This window comes from Bacteroides sp. NSJ-48, assembly GCF_014287405.1.
Classification (GTDB): Bacteria; Bacteroidota; Bacteroidia; order Bacteroidales; family Bacteroidaceae; genus Bacteroides; species Bacteroides stercoris.
The window spans coordinates 36,138-54,154 of the sequence record NZ_JACOOD010000026.1; the positions used below are offsets into that span (position 1 = coordinate 36,138).

Sequence of the window (18,017 nt, forward strand, 5' to 3'; positions counted from 1 at the left end):
ATGAAAAAGAATTTATGGATGCTGGCAGCCGCCCTTTGCATGACAGCCTGCTCGCAAAACGAGGATATCGTAATAGAACAACCGGTCAGCGACAACGACTTCGAATCGCCGGACGGACGGCTAATCATCCAATTGGGTGGAATAGAGACACGTATAGGAGCCAGCGTAGGCGTAACACGCGCACCGCTGGATAAGCTATACGATGAGGCAGAAGGCGCTACTACCCGATTGGGCATTTTCGCCCTTGCCACCAATGACGCTACAACCAACACCGCCATTACCGATGTCAACAGAGCCGCAGCATGGGGCGATACGGAGAACTACGGAATTCTGCTGAACAATATACAGGCAGCAGTAACCGCCTGGCCCAAGCAAGACGGGTCCGATGTAAAGCCGGACGGTTTGGAGAATGACCTGGCACAGAAAATCACATTATATAAAAACAATGCCGCAAACGGTGTGTACTACTACCCGATGCAGAAGAAATACGACTATAGCTTCTACGGCTACGCCCCTTATCAGGAAGGCCAAACCATAAGTGCCGCAAAGCCGGAAATAACATTCGCCCGCTTCGACGGCTCGCAGGACATCATCTGGAACAATGCCACCGCCGGAGAGATAGCGCCAAACAGCATTTACCTGAAAAAGGATGTAAAGAACGACGCTTCCCTGACCGGCTATAAAGCCCAATACATCCGCCAGTTGAAGTATCACCACGAACTGAACCAGGCAGCCTCTGAAAAGTTACAGGACTATCCGTGGATACCCAACATCAACTTCGAGCACCAACTGGCACAGTTGCGTTTCTCCGTGATTCCCGCCACCGAGCAGTCCGAAGAGGACAGAACAGCCGTCCAAAACATGAAAGTGAAGAATATCACCATCAAAAGCCACGGCACAACGGCCACCCTCAACGTTCTGACCGGGAAACTGACCTTTACCGACAACGGTTCACTGCTTATGCGGGAAGCCACCGACGACGGCAAAGGCAATATTACTTTTACGGACGACAATGCCGACGGAACCGTCGAAGTTTCCAAAGACATTTATGTCCAGAAATACGAAGACGGACAATATACGCTTAACGGCGTGTCAAGCACCAACCCGCTGATACAAGGCTATCTGATGGTGAAACCGGACATGGAACAATTCCTGATGGACGTCACCATCATGGCTCCCGATGCCAGTGGAGTGCCGCAAGACCTGATTGTACGCGACATCCCCGTCAATGCTCCCGCTCCCGCCCTCGATTCAGGCAAAAGTGATAACTTGTTCTATGCCGGCTATTACTACAACGTACGTATCGGCATCTACGCCACCCAACAAATCAACGCTACCGCCACTTTAACTACCTGGAAACCGGGCGGTGACTCCGTAGACGTACCCATAGAGTAAAGGCGGAAAGCACCCGCATAAAAACAGAAAAAGTGTAATGAGTAAAAAGAAAAACATATCGTACCTGTTCGGCCTCGCATTCCTGTTACTGGCAGGATGCGACACAGACACTGCCACAGTTCCTCTTCCCGATGACGGGGAGAGGGCTGTGGAAGTGCGGCTGAGGGCATCGGTATGCACCGTAGAGACTACCGTCAGCCGGAGCGTCATTGAAGGCACGGCCCTGAATACAGGAGATGAAATAGGTATATTCCTGATGAGAGACAGTAATTTCAGCACCCCATACTTGCAGAATCTTCCCTATCAATATGCAGAGGGCGGACAACTGAGTTTGCAGCCGGAAGGAACAAAAGTGTACTACCCTGCCCGGCAGGACACGCTCTATCTGTACGGTTATTACCCTTATACGGCAACAGCCGCTGCAGACGAAAACGGTAAAGTATCCATTCCCGTTACCGCCGCTCTGGAAGCAAAGGACGCCACAGACTACCTTTACACCGGTGAAACCAAAGGCAGCAAGAAAGCGGCTGCAACCGCAGCAGGCATTGCCGTCTCCTTGAAACATGCCTTGGCACGGCTACGCCTCAACATATCCACCGACCACCCCGAATATACGGCGGACTCATACCCGGTGTTGCAAAGCATCGGTTTTACCACCCGTGAGGGACAAACAGGGACAATGGATCTGCAAACAGGCGACATCACATCCGACAATCCGGACACCGGTACATCCGTCAGCTCCGATTACCGGAACGAAGCATCCCCGCTCAACCTTATCCCCGGAACAGCCGGCATTCAAAAGGATTATCTGCTGCTGCCATACGGGCATGAGACTATCAGTGCGCTCCGCCGCTTGACATTCAGTATAAAAGAGCCGGACGGAAGCGAAAAAGACATCGTAGTGTTCGACGAAGCCGATGCCGGTGCAAACACTCCCCCGCTAATCGTACTGGAAGCCGGCAGCATAACCACCCTCAACATCCTATATACGCAAAGCATGGCTGCAAAAGCTTCCGTAAACGACTGGAACAAGGGTACGGAACATACATTTCAATAGAACGGAACTTACAAATCCCAACCAACAAAACGCTAAAAACCGATATGCCGAAAACCAATCACCATACACTCTCTTTAAGCAGCATCTTCTTTCTGCTGCTACTTTGCAGTTTCCCTACCCTGCACGCCCAGCAACTGGCAGTAAAGACCAACGGTCTGATGCTTGCCGCCATGGCTCCCAACATCGGCTGCGAATTCGTTGTGGGCGAACGGAGCAGTATCGACATCTCGGCTTTCGGCGCAGTCAACATCTACGGCAACAAAGCCAAAATGATAGGTCTTCTGCCCGAATACCGCTATTGGTTTAACGGACGCCCCATGACACGGGAATTTGTGGGAATAGCCGCTCTCGGCGTGTCCTACGACATCACATGGGGAGACCGCATCTATCAGGGCGATGCTGCCGGCGCCGGGATTACCTTCGGCTATGCGCTGAACCTGAGCCGACGCCTCAACGTAGAGTTTTACGGCGGATTCGGCGCCGTGTACTTCAAGCAAAAACAATACTACAAAAACGATAACATAGAGGACTATACCGACGGAACGGCACAAGCCAACGCCAACGGCTACAAACTGCTGCCTATCAAAATAGGTGTCTCCATATCCTATATCTTCAAATAAAGAATAACCGCCATGAAAAATTTCATCATAACATCAGCCGTTTGCATTGCTATGATTTTATCTTCCGCATCAAGCATGGCGCAACAAATCACTATCGTGTCCGGCAAAGTGCTGAACCTGCCCGAAGGTGAAAAAAAGCCGCGCCCCTTCCCCATGGGAGAGACCGTGCGTATTTTTGCTTTCAATACTGTGGCCTCGGCACGCGATGCCCTGAAAGCGCTTGAAACCGGCGGTGGCGGAACATTGCTCTTCGACGCCGATGCCGTGGCGGGCGCCGACGGATACTATGAAATACGTGTAGCGGAAAACGGCGCGCTAATCTTTAACGTGCAAATGAAAAACGAACTGCGCGAAGTGAATTACAAACAGGAGATAAACGCCAACATCGACGGCGGTATCGCTCTTGAGGAGGTGGAAGTTGTGGCAGAAAACCCAAACCCGCAACCCCGGCCCGTAGCCGGGAAAATAGTGGGCAACAAACTGATTGTAAACAACTCGGTAGCCATTCCCAGCAATTACGGCGCGCCCAACCGCCGGCTCATCATGCAACCTTATATCATGGACTGTACCACCGAAGAGATAGTGAGCTACATGGACCCGACAGTCATGGACGGCCCCGAATACGGACTGACGCAAGACCGCCGCATGGCCTACGACATCAGGAACGACAAACTGGCTCCCTATATCAATACCCGCCGCCAACTGGATGCCACACGCTTCAACCTGGACATCAACGACTCGGTACCCGTACCAGACCCCAGACGCATTTACAGTGTATTGTCCAAAGTTATTATAGCAGACTATACCCACCCTACATACGAAGCGGAATGGAAAATGACTACCTGCAAAATAAAACGCCCGTTGCAGTTTCTGGAGTTCTCGTTCCCCGATTTTGAATTAGACCCCGATAAATACAAGGAAACGCCCCGGCGCGAACGCCGGAATACGGCAGGCAATATTTCGCTGACATTCCTTGTGGGCAAGGCTGAGCTGGATCCTGCCGACTCTGCCAACACAGTGCAGATGAACAAGTTGCAGGAAGACCTGATGAACATCGTAAACGGTGAGGGCACCACACTGAAAGAATTTAAGATAACCGGCGTATCGTCTCCCGAAGGACGCTATGCCAGCAACCTTGCGCTTGCCAAGCAACGAACGGCTTTCGCCCTACGGAAAATCACTTCGGTAATACCTGCCGCCAAATGGAGCCGGGTATACAAACATCCTACGGAAACCCGTGTTGCCACTTGGAATGAAGTAGCCGATTTACTGGAACGGGACAGCCTCACTGCGGAAGCGCGGGAGATAAGGGAAATCACCGGGAAATATAAGAATCCGGATGCGCAGTTTGCCGCCGTATCGCGTCTGCCCTACTACTCCACCATCATCAAAGAACGGCTGCCCAAACTACGCACCGTACAGTACGAATACAAACATGAAATATTCCGTGAACTGAATCCGGATGAAATATTGGACAAATACTTGCACGACCCTCAATACGCCGATGGCAAAAAATCGTTTACCCGATACGAGTACTGGCATTTGTTCCGGATGATAAAAGCCCCGGAAGAAGCGGAGAAACTCTATCGGCGCGCTTACAGGGAAACAATGGCCTACGACACGAAAGGGAAAGAAAAGCCGTGGATTCTGGCGGCAAACAACCTTGCAATAGCACTGCTGCGCAGGGATACTTTTGACGTAGAGATACTGAAACCCCTGATTGACCTTAAGCGGAAAGTGAACATGGTGGACTCTTTCAATGACGGCATCAGCATAACCAAGACTGAAGTAAACCCCGAAACAATCGTTGCCAACCAGCTCGCAATGTACATACGCGCCTATAACTTTGAAGAGGCCAGCATCCTTGCCGACAAACTTCCGAATACCGAACGCTTCCAGATGATAAAGGCATTTGCCAACTGTCTGGGTGGATACTACGACTACCGGGGTGCAGCCACCGTAAAGGAGGGCGAGGAACGTAAAAAGGTATTCAAATTGGTAAAGGAGTCGTCACCGCTCAATAATATTGTAATGTGCATGGCTATGGAGACGGACAATTACAACAAAGAAGCACAGAAAGCATTGGAAGAACTGCCTGAAACGGCCATGACTAAATACATGAAACTGGTGATTTACATCCGGGAAAAGAAACTGTATGAATGGAGCTACGATAACGCCCTCGACTTTGACGAAGCCTGCAAGAAGTTGGAAGAAATCGTCAAACTGGATGAGAAATACTACAAAATAGCCGTTAACGACGGTGAAATCAGCAAGGAATTTATGGAATATTACGACCAGGGCGACTGGAAACTTTATTAAACGGATATGGAGAGTTGAACATCATGAAGAAACCACTGATTATATTGATTATACTGCACACACTGATACCTTTTGCCTTTGCCCAACAGCAAACGGGCAATAATCCTTCTCCGGCAACGCATCCTAAAGATACCGTCGGCATAGGATTCGATGCTACCCGGCAGATGTTCCAAAGACGTTACCAGCATCCGGATGCAGTGCCTTTCGACACACTATGGAAAAACAATGTGTATATCTCCTTGTTTGGCGGCATGGACAAAATGATTCCGCGCGGAAACACGGATTTCAACACCGGTCCCGTGGGCGGTATCGCCGCTAATTGGCAGTTCGCCCCCGCCCATGCCCTGCGTGCCTCATTGCTGGCGGGTAACTTCTCGCGCAAAATTGATAACGAAACCTTATTGCGTTTCGGACTGCAGGCGGATTATCTGCTGAATGTATCATCCTATGTCAACGGCTACAATCCCGGACGTATCTTCGAGTTTCTGACTATAGCGGGAGTCGGCTATCAATTATCTTCACTGGCAGGCAGAGTGGAACATGTGGCCGACCTGCATTTAGGTTTCCAACTGAAACTGCATCCTACCGCACATGTGGACTTTTATCTGGAACCCCGCTTCACCATTATGAGTGACGGCATAGACCATTCCTTCCAAAAGAACTGGCATAAATATGACATGACCTACGGTGCGACCGTAGGAATGAACTACCGCCTGAAAGCATGGAAACCCTTCGGCAAAATACGCATACTGGAAGGCAATCATTTTTTGGACAATACCTTTATCAGCATCGCTGCCGGCGGGCAGTTTCAAGCTTCCCGCCTGACAAGTGAAATGGGACTGACAAACTCCATCGGCCCGCACATCAGCCTGTCTGCCGGCAAATGGCTGATACCGGCATTCGGCTTACGACTGTCGGCATTCAAATCGGCCGATACCTGGCATAAGAAAGTTATTGCCTCTTCGGCGAGTTCGGCCGGTGAAGAGTTTTATGAGATGTCCGCATACGCCGGGGGACGCCTGGAAGGTATGCTGGATGCCACTTATTTTTTTAACGGCAGGCAACTCAATCCTAAATTCTCCGTCAATGTATTGGCAGGCGGCGAACTGGGATATATTCAAAAAGAAAATGGTTATCGGCCCGCAAAAGGCGGATATACGGGATTTACAGGCGGCTTGCAATTTAAATACCGGCTTTGGGGCGATGTTTCTTTATTTGCAGAGCCACGCACCAGTCTGGCATCCTATTCATTAAAGACCAACGAAAAGGAAGAAGGCAGATACGTGGCAAAAAAGTTCACAGATAATCTGTACAGTATCAATATAGGTATCGAGATACAACGTAGCGATGAAGAAAACCGCATGGCACGCTCTTTAAACCGTGATTTGTTTAAGCCTTCTTTCTTTGTAAGCGGCGCAATCGGTTTCTCCGTTCCCATACAAATGAAGCGATACGAACCGAAACGCTACTTCGACTACATGGCCACGATAAGTGCAGGGCGCATTTTCACTCCATTATCATCGCTCCGTTTAGCAGCGGATTACGGACCTCTGTCCACAGACCGAAAAGGGAAAACCTTGGAATATGATATGGCAAGCGGAAGCCTTGACTATATGCTGAACCTTACCAATCTGATGACGGGATATGACCCCGAACGCAAATACGACGTACAGCTATTTGCCGGAATAGTGGCTTCTATGCGGATGAAACATGAGAACCGCTTCTTTATCGGCGGAGAAGCGGGACTGCAAACATCTTACCGGGTGGGTCGCCGCTTCAAGGTATTCCTCGAACCCAAAATCCGCATTTACGGCAAGGAACTGCTAATGCAGGATAATGTGCAGGGGAGCGACATCATGATGTCGCTAAATGCCGGAACAAGCTTTTCGTTCTAAACGGGAACAGGTTATTTCAGAAGTTCATCAATCTTCTTAACCAAAGCCGAGAACTCTTCCGGATTATAAAGGCGGGTGAGCATCACGATGCGTCCTTCCTTATCAATCAATACATTACGGGTAATACCAGCTTGACGCAACGCATATTTGGCGAAAATATCAGCCCCCGGGTCCAATCCCAACGGATAGGTAACGCCCGTGGACTTGCCAAAAGCTATGACTTTATTCAACGGCTCGTCACGGTCGATGCCCATTAACATGAAATCCGGATCGGACTTATGCTTCTGCCATATATCCTTTTCGATAAAAGGCATCTCCTTACGGCATACACCACACCAGCTTGCCGTAAACTGCAACATAACCACCTTGCCACGGAAATCAGAAAGCGTAACGGTCCTGCCGTCTGTCAGCGTAACGGTAAAATCGGGAGCCACCTGCCCCACTTTCACAATATAACCGGTATCGTCTGCCTCTGCTTCCTGCGCCATACCTACCATGCTGCACAATGCGAATAGGCCAAGTACCAATGATCTGAGTCGCTTCATTTTTCTTTGTTTTTAAGTATTCATAAATAGATTTCCTGTCACAAAAGAAACTAATTAGGCATAACAAAACAAATAGAGTATGAACTCTTTGCAAATATTTAACTCATACCCCACACGAAATGCGCGGATTTACACAGACAGCATCTAATGACCGTTCAGTCATTCATAAACCGTCTTGTATAAATCCGCGCAACTTATATTCAAAGCCTTACCGCTCCGAAAGCCCGTTCCTTAGATATTGGGTTTTATGTCCAACTTCACGGGCTTAATCATGTTTTCGGGCTTCAGGATAGTATCCAAATCTTCTTTGGGAAGTATATTGTGTTCCAGAACCAGTTCATAGACACCTTTTCCCGTTGCAAGAGCTTCTTTGGCTATCTTGGTAGAATTTTTATAACCGATAACCGGATTAAGAGCCGTAACCACACCGATGCTATCGTGTACATATCTGCGGCATACTTCCTCATTAGCTGTAATTCCGTCGATACAGAGCGTGCGCAGGGTATCGAATCCGTTCATCAGCAAATCGGCAGACTCAAAACAACATTGCGCCATTACGGGTTCCATTGCATTCAGCTCCATTTGAGCAGCTTCGCCACTCATAGCCACACAAAGGTCGTTGCCGATTACCTTATAGGATATCTGATTCATTACCTCAGGGATAACCGGATTGACCTTACCCGGCATAATGGAAGACCCCGGCTGCATGGCGGGAAGATTGATTTCTCCCAATCCGCAACGCGGACCGGATGCAAGCAGACGAAGGTCATTGCATATCTTGTTCATCTTCACCGCAACTCTTCGCATAGCCGAGGAGTAGCCTACAAGGCAAGAAGTATCCGAAGTAGCTCCCACCAAGTCACCGGACAGTTTCACGTCCCATCCGGTAAGCTTCGACAAAGCCTTCACACATTTCTCCGCATATTCCGGTTCTGCCGCAATACCCGTGCCAATGGCGGTAGCTCCCATATTGACCGTAAGGAATTCCTCTGCCGCAAAGTTCAGGTTCTTTATCTCATTGCGCAAAATGCTGGCAAATCCGTTGAATGTCTGTCCGAGAGTCATGGGCACGGCATCTTCCAACTGCGTACGTCCCATTTTAATGATGTGTTTAAACGCTTCGGCTTTGCGTTGGAACGCATCGATCAACTCCTCAAAATGTTTCACAAGTTTAAGGTGGGTATAATACATTCCTATATGTATGGCAGTAGGATAAGCGTCATTGGTGGACTGCGAGCGATTGACGTGATCGTTCGGTGAACAGTATTGGTATTCGCCGCGTTTATGTCCCATGATTTCAAGCGCGCGATTAGCTATTACCTCATTGGCATTCATATTGGTAGTGGTGCCTGCTCCCCCCTGAATCATGTCTACCGGGAACTGCTCGTGGTGCTTGCCTTCGAGTATCTCCTTACAGGCTTTAAGGATAGCATCCGTTTGCTGCCCGGTAAGCAGACCAAGTTCGGAATTGGCAATGGCTGCTCCCATTTTGGTAATGGCAAGAGCGTTGATAAACAAAGGATATTCGTTCAGATGAAATTTACTGATACGGAAATTCTCGATACCTCTGAGAGTCTGTACTCCATACATGGCGCTTTCCGGTATTTCACGGCTGCCGATTAAATCGCTTTCTGTGCGAGTTTTTGTAGATAGTTCTTCTTTCATAATATATGTTTATTAACTATTTCAATAAGCGGTCACCAAAGAATAACCAAAGATAACATAAATTGTTTTGTAAACAATAATACTTATTATTAGGTTAACAACATTTAATACAAGCCTTTTTATACACATATTACTATATATAATATGACAAAATGTAAGAACACACAGGATTATCACTCCAAACCATTAAATAGTTAATATATGCTTAATTTAGAAAATATAAAATAATAAATACAACAAATTTCCCCCCTGTTATTGTTATATAAGGGATTATTTTAGAAATTAGCCAATAGTAGAGAACATAACAACCTTATCTAATTTTTTAAATAATAAGTATATGGTTTTACAATTATTATTTGTACTGACCGCTATTATCATAGGTGCACGCTTAGGCGGCATAGGTCTCGGAGTAATGGGCGGCGTAGGTTTGGGCATACTGACTTTTGTATTTGGCTTACAACCCACTGCACCACCGATAGACGTAATGTTGATGATAGCCGCCGTTATTTCCGCAGCTTCCTGCATGCAGGCGGCCGGCGGACTTGATTACATGGTAAAGTTAGCGGAAAAACTGCTGCGCAAGAACCCGTCTCAGGTTACTATCCTCAGCCCCATCGTCACCTACCTGTTTACTTTCGTAGCCGGTACAGGACACGTGGCATACTCGGTTCTTCCCGTCATTGCCGAAGTTGCAACCGAAACCAAAATCAGACCTGAGCGTCCGCTGGGTATCGCTGTCATCGCTTCACAGCAGGCTATCACGGCAAGTCCCATTTCGGCGGCTACGGTTGCACTGCTCGGTCTGCTTGCCGGATTCGACATCACTTTATTCGACATACTCAAAATAACGATTCCGGCAACAATCCTCGGCGTACTGGTAGGCGCATTGTGCTCCATGCGCGTGGGAAAAGAACTGATTGACGACCCGGAATATCAAAAACGTATGGCAGAAGGCTACTTCGACGGTAAGAAAGTGAAAATCGACGATGTAACAAACAAACGCCATGCTATGATTTCGGTACTCATATTTATCCTTGCCACGGCATTCATCGTTCTTTTCGGCTCATTCGAAGGGATGCGTCCTTCTTTCCTGATTGACGGAAAAACAGTTTCCTTAGGGATGTCCGCCATTATCGAAATCATCATGCTTTCGGCTGCCGCCCTCATTCTGCTGGCAACCAGGACAGACGGAATAAAAGCAACACAAGGCTCTGTCTTCCCTGCTGGAATGCAGGCTGTAATCGCCATCTTCGGCATTGCCTGGATGGGCGATACATTTCTGAATGGAAATATGGCACAACTCACCGCCTCTATCGAAGGTATCGTACGCCAGATGCCCTGGCTGTTCGGCATCGCTTTGTTCGTCATGTCTATCCTGCTGTACAGCCAGGCAGCCACAGTACGCGCTTTAGTACCGCTGGGCATTGCTTTGGGCATATCGCCATATATGCTGATAGCCATGTTTCCTGCCGTAAACGGGTATTTCTTCATCCCGAACTACCCTACCGTAGTTGCAGCCATCAACTTTGACCGTACAGGAACCACCCGAATCGGCAAATATATACTCAACCACTCTTTTATGATGCCGGGTATCGTCTCTACGGCAGTTGCCATAGCCTTGGGATTATTATTCATACAATTTTTCTAAGCATATTTACCTTTAACCTATTTTTTAATTTAAACAAATTAAGTCATGAAAAGATTAGAAAAACTCAGCATGGTAGCCGTTATGCTACTGCTTTCCGTCACAATGGCTTTCGCTCAGCAGAAGCCTAACATCCATATCCTTGCCACCGGCGGAACCATTGCCGGAACCGGAACATCTGCAACCGCTACCAACTATACTGCCGGACAGGTAGCCATCGGTACCCTGCTCGATGCCGTGCCCGAACTTAAAAACATAGCTAACGTAACCGGCGAACAAATCGTCAAGATAGGTTCACAAGACATGAACGATGATGTATGGCTGACTCTTGCAAAGAAAATTAACCAGCTTCTGAAACGCTCTGACATCGACGGCATCGTAATTACCCACGGAACCGATACGATGGAAGAAACGGCCTATTTCCTCAACCTGACAGTCAAGAGCGACAAGCCGGTAGTTCTGGTCGGAGCAATGCGCCCCTCTACCGCTATCAGTGCCGACGGACCTCTTAACTTATACAATGCCGTCGTTGTGGCCGGAGCAAAAGAGTCCAAAGGGAAAGGCGTTTTAGTGGCAATGAACGGAAGCGTGCTTGGTGCTGCAAGCGTATTGAAGATGAACACTGTTGACGTGCAGACCTTCCAAGCCCCTAACGCGGGTGCACTCGGTTATGTATTGAACGGCAAGGTCACGTATAATATGTCGTCTGTAAAGAAACACACCACCCGCTCGGTATTTGATGTTACCAATCTGAACTCACTCCCCAAAGTGGGAATTGTCTACAGCTATTCAAACATCGAGGCTGACATGGTGACTCCGATGCTGAGCAATGGCTATAAGGGTATCATCCATGCAGGAGTAGGCAATGGAAACATCCACAAGAATATATTCCCCGTATTAACGGAAGCCCGCAAGAAAGGTATTCTCGTAGTCCGTTCGTCAAGAGTGCCGACGGGTCCCACTTCGCTCGATGCAGAAGTAGACGACGCACAGTATCAGTTTGTCGCATCACAGGAACTGAATCCCCAGAAAGCACGTGTCCTGCTGATGCTTGCACTGACCAAAACCACCGATTGGAAACAGATTCAGGAATATTTCAACGAATATTAAAAACAGATAGAAATGATAAAGAAACTCACATTTATACTTCTGGCTGCGGGCTGTACACAAATCATGTACGCCCAAAGCACGGAGAAGAACGAGAAGTTCCTTGAAAACAAGACCCTGTTTGAAGAACTCACCAATGTAAAGAAAAAACAAGATAAGTTCAACTTATTCCTTAATATGCAGGGCAGCTTCGATGCAAACTTCCGCGACGGCTTCGAAGAGGGAGCTTTCAAAATGAGACAACTCCGCATTGAAGCCAAAGGAAATATCAACAACTGGCTTTCGTACCGATACAGACAACGGCTGAACCGCTCGAACGACAGTAGCGGCAACATAGACAACCTTCCTACTTCCATTGACATTGCAGGGATAGGTGTGAAACTGGGAAAAGGATTTTCTATTTTTGCCGGTAAGCAATGCACCGCATACGGCGGTATCGAGTTCGACCTGAATCCTATCGAAATATATGAATACAGCGATATGATTGAGAACATGAGTAACTTCATGACCGGTTTGAACATCGGATATGACATCAATACCCACCAACAGCTGAACCTGCAAATACTGGACAGCCGCAACGGCTCTTTCAACAAGACGTATGGGGTTGAAACCGAAGACGGCGAACAGCCTGCCATAGAATCGGGCAAGCTGCCGCTTGTGTACACCCTGAACTGGAACGGTAATTTCAATGACATATTCAAGACACGCTGGTCCGCCTCTATCATGAACGAAGCAAAGGACAAGAATCTTTATTATTTTGCATTTGGTAATGAATTGAACTTGAATAAGTTCAACATGTTCCTCGACTTCATGTACTCCAAAGAAGGTATCGACCGCAAGGGTATCATGACAGGGATAACGGGCAGTATGGAAGGACACAATGCTTTCGATGCCGGATATTTTTCAATGGTAACCAAGTTGAATTACCGTTTCCTGCCTAAATGGAACGCTTTCGTAAAAGGAATGTATGAAACAGCATCTCTCACCAAACAGCAGGGAGATTTGGAAAAAGGCAAATACCGCACTGCATGGGGTTATTTTGCCGGTGTGGAGTTCTATCCTATGAATACCAACTTGCATTTCTTCCTTACATACGTAGGACGTTCCTATGACTTCACCGCCCGCGCCAAAGCACTCGGACAAGAGAACTATTCTACAAACAGAGTATCGGTGGGATTCATTTATCAGTTACCGATGTTCTAGATTTTTACGTTGCTCCCCGTTAGACAATGCTCGTGCCGAACGTGCCCAAAAGAAAATCCCTCTCAGAAATAATCTGAGAGGGATTATTGAGGTTCCTGGCGGATTCGAACCGCCGTACACGGTTTTGCAGACCGCTGACTAAGCCACTCATCCAAGGAACCAATCTTTCTCGTTTGCGGTTGCAAAGGTAGTCATTTTTTTGAAACTACCAACTATCAACAGCATTTTTTCTTTATTTCTTTTTTACCGCCACTGCATTCCGAGCGTTTCTTTTCGTACAATTGCTTTAATTCACAGCCTGTTGCACAATTCTCGCAAGGATTACGCTTTTCTCTTACTTTCATGAAAAAAGCATAAACACGCTGTCCGATACGGACGATACACAACAATAAGATGAGAGCTACCGCCCAATTTTGCCAATTACTCATCCAAACAGCCCCCCTATCTGATAAATTGCAAAGGACATCACCCATGCAAGGACAGTAGTGTACACCGCTGCAAACAAAGCCCATTTCCAACTGCCCGATTCTCCTTTAATGGCCGCTAAGGTGGCGATGCACGGGAAATATATCAATACAAACACCATATAGCCAAAAGCCACCAACGGAGTAATCGGAATCCGTTCGCCCAAGCTCACCGCATCGGCTTCGGCATCATCTGCATACAGAACTCCCAGCGTACTTACCACCAGTTCCTTGGCCCCTACACCGGAAAGGATACCGACACCCAGTTTCCAATCAAAACCTAACGGCGCTATCACCGGTTCCACAGCCTTGCCTATTCTGCCGATATACGAGTTTTCCTGCTGCTCGGCCACATCCTGATATGCATCGTGGTCCGGATAATACCCCAACGCCCATATCACAATGGAAGCCACCATGATGATACCTCCCATTTTGCGCAGATATTGCGCGCCTTTCTCCCAAGTATGGCGAAAAATGGACTTCGACGTCGGTATGCGGTAAGGAGGAAGCTCCATAACAAACGGCGTGTCATCTCCCTTTACCAGAAAGCGACAGAAAAGCCGTGCCATAACCACAGCCAGTAAAATGCCGATAGCATAGATTATCAGCAATACCAAACTGGCATTGTTCGGGAAAAACGCCCCCACCAACAGCAAATAAATAGGCAAACGTGCACTGCACGACATCAGCGGATTGATAAGCATGGTCACCAGTCGGCTCTTCCGGTTTTCAATAGTACGCGAGGCCATAATAGCCGGTACATTGCAACCGAATCCCATAATCAGAGGGATAAAGGACTTGCCGTGTAGTCCCATCTTATGCATTATCTTATCCATGATAAAGGCGGCACGCGCCATATATCCGGAATCCTCCATCAAAGATATGAAGAAATATAGAATCAAGATATTGGGCAAAAAGACAATCACCCCGCCTACACCGCCGATAATGCCGTCCACCAACAAATCCTTCAGCGGCCCTTCAGACATGTTGTCACGCACCAGACTGCCCAACGCACCTACCAGCCATTCAATGCCCTGCATGGGATAATCTCCCAAGATGAATGTTCCTTCAAACATCAGATACAGGAACAGAAAAAAGATGGGATACCCCCATACGCGATGCGTCACAATGGAATCTATCACACGCGTTGTACGTGCCGTATCCTCTTGCTTGTCCACATAGGTTTCGCGAAGCGCGCCGGCGATAAAACCGTATTTGGCATCTGTAATGGCCTGCTCGCTATCTTCGTTTATTGCATTGCGCAGGCGTTGTACTTCACGGTTACGGACTTCAATAATATCCTTCCCATTGGGAAACTCCTGTACGGTCTTCTCCAAATCCTCGTCATTCTCCAGCAACTTAATAGCAAGAAAGCGCGTGGAGTATTTATACCGTATATTCTCGTTGACACTGATTATGCGTTTCACCTCTTCAATGCTCCGCTCCAATTCCGGCCCGTGATTGATGTGGATGTGGCGGTAGAAGCCTGCCGGATGCTCTTTCTCCTCCTTGTGAGTGCCAAAATCGTGGTCGGGTACATACTCCTTGTGCCAGTTGCGCAAATCATTCAGGATTTCGGCACGTATCTTACCTTTTTTATCCAGAAAATCACCACCCTCGTAAATACCGATGATAATATGGAAAAGCTGTTCTATGCCTTTTCCGGTGCGGCTGATGGTAGGCAGCATCGGCACGCCAAACAACTGACCGAGTTTTACGTAATCCAACGTGTTCCCGCTTGCTTCCAGTTCGTCGTACATGTTAAGCGCAATAACCATGCGCACGTTCATGTCAATTAACTGGGTGGTGAGATACAGGTTCCGCTCCAGATTGGAAGAGTCCACCACATTAATAATGATATCCGGAGTTTCGTTGATGATGTGATGGCGCACATAAATCTCTTCGGGAGAATAGGCAGAGAGCGAATAAGTGCCAGGCAAGTCGACAATGCGGAAATGATACCCCTGAAAGTCAAAATACCCCTCTTTAGCATCTACGGTGACACCGCTGTAATTACCCACATGCTCGTGCGAACCCGAGGCGATGTTGAAAAGGGATGTCTTGCCGCAATTGGGATTACCCACCAAAGCGACATTGATGGTGCGGCGTTTTCCCAAAGCGATACGTTTCAGTTCCTCTTCGTCCAAACGCATATCTTCGCTCCACCCCTCGTGATAGTCGAGCTGCACGGACTCCCGACACATTTCCTTTTCACCGACAATCTCAATCATCTCAGCTTCCTGACGCCGTAAAGAGATTTCATATCCCATCACCTTATACTTGATGGGGTCTTTTAGAGGGGCGTTCAGCAACACCTCAACGGTTTTCCCCTTGATAAATCCCATTTCCACGATTCGCTTACGGAAACCTCCGTGTCCCAGCACTTTAACGATTACTCCCTTCTCACCGGTTTTCAATTCGGACAAACGCATAGTTTTCTGCCTTTTTTATTTTTGCCGCAAAGATAAAGGATAAGTCCGTATAGCGCAAATAATTTAGAATGTTTTTAAATAAGAGACATCAAAGAGAGCCGATTCTGCATTGTAAGCAAGCTGACAACGGTCTGCCAAAGCAACCTTTCGGCACGGAAGTAACAAAATCCGGGAAGAAACATGTATATTTGCCGCTATGGAAAAGGAAAAAGTAGCACAATATATCAACCGGAAACAGCTTTTGCAACCGACAGACAAGGTACTTGTCGCCCTAAGCGGCGGTGCGGATTCCGTCGCTTTATTACGACTGTTGCAAGCATCGGGCTACGACTGCGAAGCTGCGCACTGTAATTTTCACCTGCGAGGTGCAGAATCCGACAGAGATGAGGCATTTGTCCGCCAACTGTGCGTAAAACAACAAGTGTCGCTACACACCGTCCACTTCGACACCGCGCGCACTGCCGAAGAACGGCATATCTCCATTGAAATGGCCGCACGCGAACTGCGTTACGGATGGTTTGAGGAAATACGGCAGAAAATCAATGCCGACGCCATTGCCGTAGCCCATCACCAGGACGACAGCGTGGAAACCCTCCTGCTGAACCTGATACGTGGTACGGGCATCAACGGGTTACGGGGAATACGCCCCAAAAACGGGCACATCGTACGTCCGCTGCTTTGCCTGGAACGCAAAGAAATCATCAGTTATCTGAACCGCATAGGGCAGGATTACGTAACAGACAGCACCAATCTGCAGGATGAATACACTCGTAACAAAATACGCTTGAACCTGTTGCCCATGATGCAGGAAATCAACCCATCCGTCAAAGAAAGCATTCTCAATACCGCCGAGCATCTGGATGGCGCATCCGCCATATATAAACAAGGGATAAACGAAGGCATAAAACGGGTGCGGACAGCAGAGGGCATCTGCATCGAGAGACTGATGCAGGAACCGGCCCCCGCAACATTACTGTTTGAAATCCTATACCCGCTCGGCTTTAACACCGCCCAAATCGGAGACATATACCGTTCGCTGGAAGGACAGCCGGGAAAAATCTTCACTTCGGAATATTGGTGCATTGTGAAAGACCGCGAATATCTGCTGATTGAAGCACACCGACAACCCATACAACCCGCACTGGCAATGGAAGAGTATGCCTTTACCCCGGACTTTGTCATTCCCCGCGACAAGAGCACTGCCTGCTTTGATGCGGACAAACTGACACATCCTCTCCTTCTGCGCCCCTGGCGACAAGGGGACTCTTTTATTCCATTCGGCATGAAAGGCCGGAAAAAAGTAAGCGACTATATGACCGACCGGAAGTTCTCCCTTTTGCGCAAAGAGCAGCAATGGGTATTATGTTGCGGCGAAGAGATTATCTGGCTGATAGGTGAAAGAACGGACAACCGTTTCCGCATCGATGCCTCTACAAAACGGGTACTCACAGTCCGGCTTCTTCCCGCCGGGGACAGTCCTGCCACACCCTAAGACCCAAGCGGTATAACTCTGCATCCGAAGAATACCCCATTATCCATTTCATCTTTAGGTTAGGGATATTCAGTAAATGTCCCTAAAAAATAAGATGGCATATGAAGATGATAGGACATGACCACTTCATATGCCATTCTTATTGCCATTTTTCGGTGCTTTCTCACATAATTCTATC

Annotated in this window: 13 protein-coding genes and 1 tRNA gene; 9 read left to right on the forward strand and 5 right to left on the reverse strand. The window is 48.0% G+C overall.

What is annotated here, in order from left to right; all coding sequences use genetic code 11:
• The 5 genes from H8S52_RS12665 (at position 1) to H8S52_RS12685 (ending at position 7,286) form a co-directional block, all read left to right on the forward strand.
• Entirely contained in the window at positions 1-1,395 is a 1,395-nt protein-coding gene (locus tag H8S52_RS12665; RefSeq protein WP_255470056.1) for a hypothetical protein, read from the forward strand.
• Between the two features lie 37 nt (positions 1,396-1,432).
• Positions 1,433-2,452 (forward strand): fimbrillin family protein, encoded by a 1,020-nt coding sequence (locus H8S52_RS12670; RefSeq protein ID WP_186909944.1) that lies wholly within the window; start codon positions 1,433-1,435, stop codon positions 2,450-2,452.
• Positions 2,453-2,496: 44 nt separating this feature from the next.
• Entirely contained in the window at positions 2,497-3,072 is a 576-nt protein-coding gene (locus H8S52_RS12675) for a DUF3575 domain-containing protein (protein WP_186909945.1), read from the forward strand.
• 75 nt (positions 3,073-3,147) lie between these two features.
• Positions 3,148-5,391: a hypothetical protein gene (locus H8S52_RS12680; protein WP_186909952.1), complete on the forward strand. Its 2,244-nt coding sequence runs from the start codon at positions 3,148-3,150 to the stop codon at positions 5,389-5,391.
• Positions 5,392-5,414: 23 nt separating this feature from the next.
• Positions 5,415-7,286 carry an outer membrane insertion protein gene (locus tag H8S52_RS12685; RefSeq protein WP_186909946.1) on the forward strand — a complete coding sequence of 624 codons (1,872 nt, stop codon included), beginning with the start codon at positions 5,415-5,417 and terminating at the stop codon, positions 7,284-7,286.
• Between the two features lie 11 nt (positions 7,287-7,297).
• Here the strand turns inward: H8S52_RS12685 and H8S52_RS12690 are convergent, their stop codons facing one another.
• Positions 7,298-7,831 (reverse strand): TlpA disulfide reductase family protein, encoded by a 534-nt coding sequence (locus H8S52_RS12690; protein WP_117667540.1) that lies wholly within the window; start codon positions 7,829-7,831, stop codon positions 7,298-7,300.
• A gap of 231 nt (positions 7,832-8,062) precedes the next feature.
• Positions 8,063-9,496: an aspartate ammonia-lyase gene (locus H8S52_RS12695; protein ID WP_186909947.1), complete on the reverse strand. Its 1,434-nt coding sequence runs from the start codon at positions 9,494-9,496 to the stop codon at positions 8,063-8,065.
• Positions 9,497-9,833: 337 nt separating this feature from the next.
• On the opposite strand from H8S52_RS12695, the gene H8S52_RS12700 reads away from it, so the two are divergent.
• The 3 genes from H8S52_RS12700 to H8S52_RS12710 are packed head-to-tail and all read left to right on the forward strand — an operon-like array spanning position 9,834 to position 13,451.
• Positions 9,834-11,144 carry an anaerobic C4-dicarboxylate transporter family protein gene (locus tag H8S52_RS12700; protein WP_186909948.1) on the forward strand — a complete coding sequence of 437 codons (1,311 nt, stop codon included), beginning with the start codon at positions 9,834-9,836 and terminating at the stop codon, positions 11,142-11,144.
• Between the two features lie 45 nt (positions 11,145-11,189).
• Positions 11,190-12,251 carry an L-asparaginase 2 gene (gene ansB / locus H8S52_RS12705; protein WP_117904296.1) on the forward strand — a complete coding sequence of 354 codons (1,062 nt, stop codon included), beginning with the start codon at positions 11,190-11,192 and terminating at the stop codon, positions 12,249-12,251.
• Between the two features lie 15 nt (positions 12,252-12,266).
• Positions 12,267-13,451 (forward strand): OprO/OprP family phosphate-selective porin, encoded by a 1,185-nt coding sequence (locus H8S52_RS12710; protein ID WP_186909953.1) that lies wholly within the window; start codon positions 12,267-12,269, stop codon positions 13,449-13,451.
• Between the two features lie 89 nt (positions 13,452-13,540).
• Here H8S52_RS12710 and H8S52_RS12715 read toward each other — a convergent pair.
• From H8S52_RS12715 to feoB, 3 genes are all read right to left on the reverse strand, one after another.
• A tRNA-Cys gene (locus tag H8S52_RS12715) sits at positions 13,541-13,612 on the reverse strand.
• Between the two features lie 54 nt (positions 13,613-13,666).
• Positions 13,667-13,879, reverse strand: a complete 213-nt coding sequence (locus H8S52_RS19980; RefSeq protein ID WP_255470058.1) for a hypothetical protein — start codon at positions 13,877-13,879, stop codon at positions 13,667-13,669.
• Positions 13,876-16,347, reverse strand: coding sequence for a ferrous iron transport protein B (feoB, locus tag H8S52_RS12720; protein ID WP_186909949.1), 2,472 nt, complete (start codon positions 16,345-16,347; stop codon positions 13,876-13,878). The genes H8S52_RS19980 and feoB overlap by 4 nt, the downstream gene beginning before the upstream one ends.
• Before the next feature lie 196 nt (positions 16,348-16,543).
• Between feoB and tilS the strand changes: the two genes are divergently transcribed.
• A complete protein-coding gene (gene tilS, locus H8S52_RS12725; protein ID WP_186909950.1) occupies positions 16,544-17,839 on the forward strand; it encodes a tRNA lysidine(34) synthetase TilS in 1,296 nt (431 codons plus the stop codon).
• The last annotated feature ends 178 nt before the right edge of the window (positions 17,840-18,017 follow it).

Excerpts from the sequence above, each read along its gene's own strand:
- H8S52_RS12690 (WP_117667540.1), bottom strand. The coding sequence starts at position 7,831 with ATGAAGCGACTCAGATCATTGGTACTTGGCCTATTCGCATTGTGCAGC.
- H8S52_RS12670 (WP_186909944.1), top strand. The coding sequence starts at position 1,433 with ATGAGTAAAAAGAAAAACATATCGTACCTGTTCGGCCTCGCATTCCTG.
- H8S52_RS12665 (WP_255470056.1), top strand. The coding sequence starts at position 1 with ATGAAAAAGAATTTATGGATGCTGGCAGCCGCCCTTTGCATGACAGCC.
- H8S52_RS12700 (WP_186909948.1), top strand. The coding sequence starts at position 9,834 with ATGGTTTTACAATTATTATTTGTACTGACCGCTATTATCATAGGTGCA.
- H8S52_RS12675 (WP_186909945.1), top strand. The coding sequence starts at position 2,497 with ATGCCGAAAACCAATCACCATACACTCTCTTTAAGCAGCATCTTCTTT.
- tilS (WP_186909950.1), top strand. The coding sequence starts at position 16,544 with ATGGAAAAGGAAAAAGTAGCACAATATATCAACCGGAAACAGCTTTTG.
- H8S52_RS19980 (WP_255470058.1), bottom strand. The coding sequence starts at position 13,879 with ATGAGTAATTGGCAAAATTGGGCGGTAGCTCTCATCTTATTGTTGTGT.
- H8S52_RS12695 (WP_186909947.1), bottom strand. The coding sequence starts at position 9,496 with ATGAAAGAAGAACTATCTACAAAAACTCGCACAGAAAGCGATTTAATC.
- ansB (WP_117904296.1), top strand. The coding sequence starts at position 11,190 with ATGAAAAGATTAGAAAAACTCAGCATGGTAGCCGTTATGCTACTGCTT.
- H8S52_RS12680 (WP_186909952.1), top strand. The coding sequence starts at position 3,148 with ATGGCGCAACAAATCACTATCGTGTCCGGCAAAGTGCTGAACCTGCCC.
- H8S52_RS12685 (WP_186909946.1), top strand. The coding sequence starts at position 5,415 with ATGAAGAAACCACTGATTATATTGATTATACTGCACACACTGATACCT.
- feoB (WP_186909949.1), bottom strand. The coding sequence starts at position 16,347 with ATGCGTTTGTCCGAATTGAAAACCGGTGAGAAGGGAGTAATCGTTAAA.